Source organism: Microcoleus sp. S13C4 (assembly GCF_036700865.1).
GTDB lineage: Bacteria > Cyanobacteriota > Cyanobacteriia > Cyanobacteriales > Microcoleaceae > Microcoleus.
The window spans coordinates 1-4,105 of sequence record NZ_JAUBPS010000142.1 but is presented as its reverse complement, the minus strand read 5'-3'; the positions used below and the strand labels follow the sequence as shown (position 1 = coordinate 4,105).

Here is a 4,105-nt window from a genome sequence, read left to right as displayed (position 1 = left end):
TTTTTAGCTGGCATTTTTGTAGAGATTGACTAAACTCATTTTTTATTATACCCTATTTAAAGGCACAACAGCTTAAGGCTTTAGTAACTGATACTTTTCATCCTGGTCAGTAAACAGGATGTGTACCAATTTTTGTTCTTGCCATCCTGAATTGCAGTGTTTAACTGTTGCCAAGACTTCTCTGATTTTCACGCGCATCCTCCCACCAATACAGCCACTTCGCTCACTTTACTGATTGTCGCAAGCTTAGATTTAAAGGTTCGCCACAATTTCAATCCAGGACACACTAAATACAATTCAATGAAACCGTAACTTTCCCGCATTAGACAAACCTCATTAGCGCGATTGTTTCTTCAGCGTAATTGCAATTGGGGGGCAATATAATGCCATGTTTTTTAGGTTCTTCCCCCTGTTGTAGGCTCAGGAAAAAGATGAGATTCAGGAGTACCTTTTCCCTTTGAGCTTGCCTTAAAGCTAGGGCTTCCCCCAACTCTCGGTGAGCGCCTACCAGAGTCCTGGTGAAATCCTCCGCGGTGGTATTGACTTGGTTGGTAAAACAGGCTTTGGGACGGGCAAATTGGCATCCCGCAAATCCAAGGGAGCTGCTTTTACAGCATCAGTGAGAACGCTGAAATTACCTCGGATATTCGAGGCCATATCGGTCAAACCGTGGGTCAGATTTGCACTCAGAGAAATCTTAAAGGCATCTAGCATTTGGTCGCTAACGGCGACCGCAACATCGGCCATCCCCAAGGATGCTTCGCGAGTCATTCCCTCAATGGCTTGTATCGCTCCGCTTTTTTCTTCTTCAGCATCGCGCTTTTGGTCGTTGGCGATCGCTTCTGAGTCGATGTCATTGCAGTATTCACCGCGTCCGTTTCGAGTTCCAACTACTTGTTCGAGTGCCAAACCGGGTGCAATTCGCTGATTCAGTACCAACTCGAAATAAAGGTCGATTTCTGCGCTGTCATCAGAGTTCAAAAGAGAGTTTTGCCAATCGGGCTGTCCTAAAGCTTTGCGAGCGTTGGTTACGTCAGAAACTTTGTTGAGTCCCCATTTGGCTTTGATGTCGCGGCGGTCAATTGTCGGTTCGGTATTCATGGGTGGGTAATCCTTCTTGTGCTAATCGTTCTCGAACAGTGGCAATGCAGCGGTTGGCTTCCAGAATCCAAGTTTCTAGGGTTAGCAAGCAGTTCAAATGAAATTGAGAAAATGTCCGGCGGTAAGGTTGTCTCTGAAACTCGGGGCATTCTGCTTCTAAAAGGGCGAGTCTGGTTTTGAAAGTAGCTTCAGGCATCGGTTTTCCCCCTTTACCTAGAATTACCCTTACCTCTGCTCTGAAGTAATTTCGATGGTTCCATTGGCCGCACCGACTGTTAAAAACAGCTACGTCTACAGGCTTTTTAGGTGTTGGCATTTTCTGGCATTTGATTGGCTACTTATTAGCTAAAACGCTTGAAACTTTGATTCTTTCGTTAGCTGTTTTCGGAGTCGCCCGAAGTAGCTAACGAAGAATCAAAAAAAATTATTTCCTTTCCGGCGTGCTAAATGATGTGGCATCCCAGATACCCCAGACTTCCCGTGCAGAAGCTACGGCTCCTTGGAGTGCTTCTACTTGCGATCGCCCGAACACTATAATCTGGCGGGGTGGATTGTACTTGCGGGTGACGGTAACGCTCCACTTGAATTGATGGCTTTTGAGTGCTTTCATCGATCGTCCCTCCCAGTCCCAGGTGTGGGTGCAGCTTCCGATGAAGCTAAGAGGGAACCGGAGAACAAGCGAATTAGGCGCAGCGCTTCGGGTTCGGAGAGCCAAACATCCAAGTGTTCGAGGGAATCTTCAAACAAATCCGAGAGTTCGCATTGAGAGAGCGCTTGGAGTACCGTCGATGAATAGTGTTGGGCGTAGGTTATCGCTTCAATCAGGGCAAGCTTTTGGATGCGGTTGCAAGTGCTCAACAACGATTGCCAACAGGTGTGGAGTTGGCGACGGGAGAATTGGTCGGCTATTGCTTCTACTAAGGCGATGGCTTCGGAATCGGTTGGCAAGAAATCAAAATCTTGGGGCCACTTATCGCCAAAACATTCAACAGTACCGCACTCTTTAATAGAGCGGGTGAGCGTGTCCCTTTGGCGCAGCGAATAAACGGTCGCTTCCATCAAAACCCAAAGAGCGGGTTCTGCCATCGCGTCCACGGATGCCAACAACGAAGGGTACAAAGAAGCGCTCGTCACCTTTGGCGTTGCAGCAGCAGCGGACACCTCAACCGTTATCGGTATCGGTATTTGTGTCATGATTGAAAAACCTCATTAATGTGAGTGCCGTACCCCGCCCCAGAAGATTTCCAGTCATAGGGGGCGGGGTTTGGTTTTGGTGTTAAGCCATAACTGTGTATGCACAGACGTAACTATGTATGCACAGACATAGTTACGTCTGTTTAGGTGTTGTCAAGCCCTATGATGAAAATTGTTAATTGTGCATACACAGACAAATGACCAGAAAACCGGCTGAACGCAGCGCTTGGGGCGAAAACAAAGAGCGGTACAGCATTTTTGTGACTCCTACGGCAATGAAAGCGATCGACACCAGGGCTGAGGTGCTTGGAATCTCGCGCTCTGAATTCTTGGAACAGTTCGCCCGCCTGGTTGCAGGGATGACCGACACTGAACTAAAAAAGGAGGATAGGGAGGAATTGACCAAAAGTGTTGGAGCAAAGTATCGCATTAGCCCGCGAAGAACTTGCTGGCCGCGGTTTGTTTCTCAAGCGCAAGGCTAAGGGCGCTCGGGTTCAATTGCTAAAAAATCAAATTATGGAATGGGAAACACTACTTGAAAAACTAGGTTGAACTTTCGTATACACCAAGCTTGGACTGTCGGAGTTTAGTGTATAGGCCACGTAGAGCGCGATGAAGCGTCAAAGGAGTTTTTGATGAGTGAATCAGTTAGAGCCGTCAGGGCTTCCGTGCAAATAGGTTCCCTCACAGTCGATGGGTTTATGTTGCCAGACGGCAGTTACCGGATGAGCCAAACACAGGCGGCTGAGTGTATTGGGGATGATCCAGTTTACGCCAGAAACTTTTTAGGTTCTAAGGAGGGTAAAGCCATACTGGGTGAGGGTTTTACGCCAGAAACTTTTGAAGTTGACCCCACGGGACAAGTCAGAGGACAAACTCGCATTCGGGGATGGCCCTTAAGTGTTGTTTATGCTTACTGGATTTACCGCTGTTACAGAGGAGTTAAACCTGCTTTTGACTTAGTTGTGGCTTTGGGTACTGAAACCTTAGAGCGCCGATTTGACATAGCTTTCGGCGTTACTCGCACCGAATCCGAACGCAACGAACTGCTTGGCCAGCGAGTCCAGCAACTCGAACGCGACCTGCGAATGTTGGGCAACGCTTACTCTGCTGAAGACGAAATTCGGTGGGAGCGCGACTACTACGAGCGCTTGCTTAGAGAAAACGGCATCGACCCTTGGAGAATTCCGGGGGGTGAGGATGAACCGGGTTAATTGCGATCGGCAACAATTGGGATTTTTCGATTCGGAAATTCCTTGTCAGCTAACGTTCGCTCGCAATACGTCCGCGTATAGAATTTGAAAAGGCTGTTGTCAACAAGCGACCGCCCGCATCGATTAGACCAGACCAAAAAAAAGTCCGCGTCTTTAGAAGAGACGGCAGACAATCAAAAATAAAAAACTTTAGATTCATCATAGTCTATTTCTGCCATTACCGCAAAATCTGCACCTTTGCACATCAACGGTAGCTGTGGCAGAGCCGTCTCTTCTACTAAGCGCGGGTTTTTGTAAAAAAACCAGCACGCAGCGCTATGAGTAACGAAAGAGGCATCTATGAATATTGCAGATCAATTTTTATCAACTACCGCGAACCTTTGCCCCAAACACAAGAGCCACATTGAGAGCAGGGGACTGCTCAACGAGTGGAGCTACGCCAACTGCCGAACCGTATCTGCTGACGAGGCATCAGTTTACTTGGGTTATACCGCCAAGTCGGGTGGCATCTTCTTTATTGGTGCAGGCACACAATTTCAGTTCAGACCAGACAAGCCTTGGAAATCCTCTGGCAGTAAAAAAGCACCCAAATATCG

At 47.8% G+C, this 4,105-nt stretch carries 7 protein-coding genes; 3 read left to right on the top strand and 4 right to left on the bottom strand.

Going from position 1 to position 4,105, the window contains the following annotated elements:
• Positions 1-504: 504 nt before the first annotated feature.
• From QT996_RS28115 to QT996_RS28100, 4 genes are all read right to left on the bottom strand, one after another.
• Positions 505-1,101, bottom strand: a complete 597-nt coding sequence (locus QT996_RS28115; protein WP_333050761.1) for a hypothetical protein — start codon at positions 1,099-1,101, stop codon at positions 505-507.
• Positions 1,079-1,417, bottom strand: coding sequence for a hypothetical protein (locus tag QT996_RS28110; protein WP_333050759.1), 339 nt, complete (start codon positions 1,415-1,417; stop codon positions 1,079-1,081). The genes QT996_RS28115 and QT996_RS28110 overlap by 23 nt, the downstream gene beginning before the upstream one ends.
• A 108-nt stretch (positions 1,418-1,525) precedes the next feature.
• Positions 1,526-1,711: a hypothetical protein gene (locus QT996_RS28105; protein WP_333050757.1), complete on the bottom strand. Its 186-nt coding sequence runs from the start codon at positions 1,709-1,711 to the stop codon at positions 1,526-1,528.
• Complete coding sequence (locus QT996_RS28100; RefSeq protein WP_333050756.1) at positions 1,708-2,295, bottom strand: hypothetical protein; 588 nt, start codon at positions 2,293-2,295, stop codon at positions 1,708-1,710. The genes QT996_RS28105 and QT996_RS28100 overlap by 4 nt, the downstream gene beginning before the upstream one ends.
• Before the next feature lie 197 nt (positions 2,296-2,492).
• On the opposite strand from QT996_RS28100, the gene QT996_RS28095 reads away from it, so the two are divergent.
• From QT996_RS28095 to QT996_RS28085, 3 genes are all read left to right on the top strand, one after another.
• A complete protein-coding gene (locus tag QT996_RS28095; protein WP_333050754.1) occupies positions 2,493-2,777 on the top strand; it encodes a hypothetical protein in 285 nt (94 codons plus the stop codon).
• A gap of 153 nt (positions 2,778-2,930) precedes the next feature.
• Positions 2,931-3,509, top strand: a complete 579-nt coding sequence (locus QT996_RS28090; protein ID WP_333050751.1) for a hypothetical protein — start codon at positions 2,931-2,933, stop codon at positions 3,507-3,509.
• Positions 3,510-3,848: 339 nt separating this feature from the next.
• Positions 3,849-4,105, top strand: a 257-nt coding sequence (locus tag QT996_RS28085; protein WP_333050750.1) for a hypothetical protein, incomplete at its 3' end; no start/stop codon positions are given.

Excerpts from the sequence above, each read along its gene's own strand:
- QT996_RS28115 (WP_333050761.1), bottom strand. The coding sequence starts at position 1,101 with ATGAATACCGAACCGACAATTGACCGCCGCGACATCAAAGCCAAATGG.
- QT996_RS28105 (WP_333050757.1), bottom strand. The coding sequence starts at position 1,711 with ATGAAAGCACTCAAAAGCCATCAATTCAAGTGGAGCGTTACCGTCACC.
- QT996_RS28090 (WP_333050751.1), top strand. The coding sequence starts at position 2,931 with ATGAGTGAATCAGTTAGAGCCGTCAGGGCTTCCGTGCAAATAGGTTCC.
- QT996_RS28110 (WP_333050759.1), bottom strand. The coding sequence starts at position 1,417 with ATGCCAACACCTAAAAAGCCTGTAGACGTAGCTGTTTTTAACAGTCGG.
- QT996_RS28095 (WP_333050754.1), top strand. The coding sequence starts at position 2,493 with ATGACCAGAAAACCGGCTGAACGCAGCGCTTGGGGCGAAAACAAAGAG.
- QT996_RS28100 (WP_333050756.1), bottom strand. The coding sequence starts at position 2,295 with ATGACACAAATACCGATACCGATAACGGTTGAGGTGTCCGCTGCTGCT.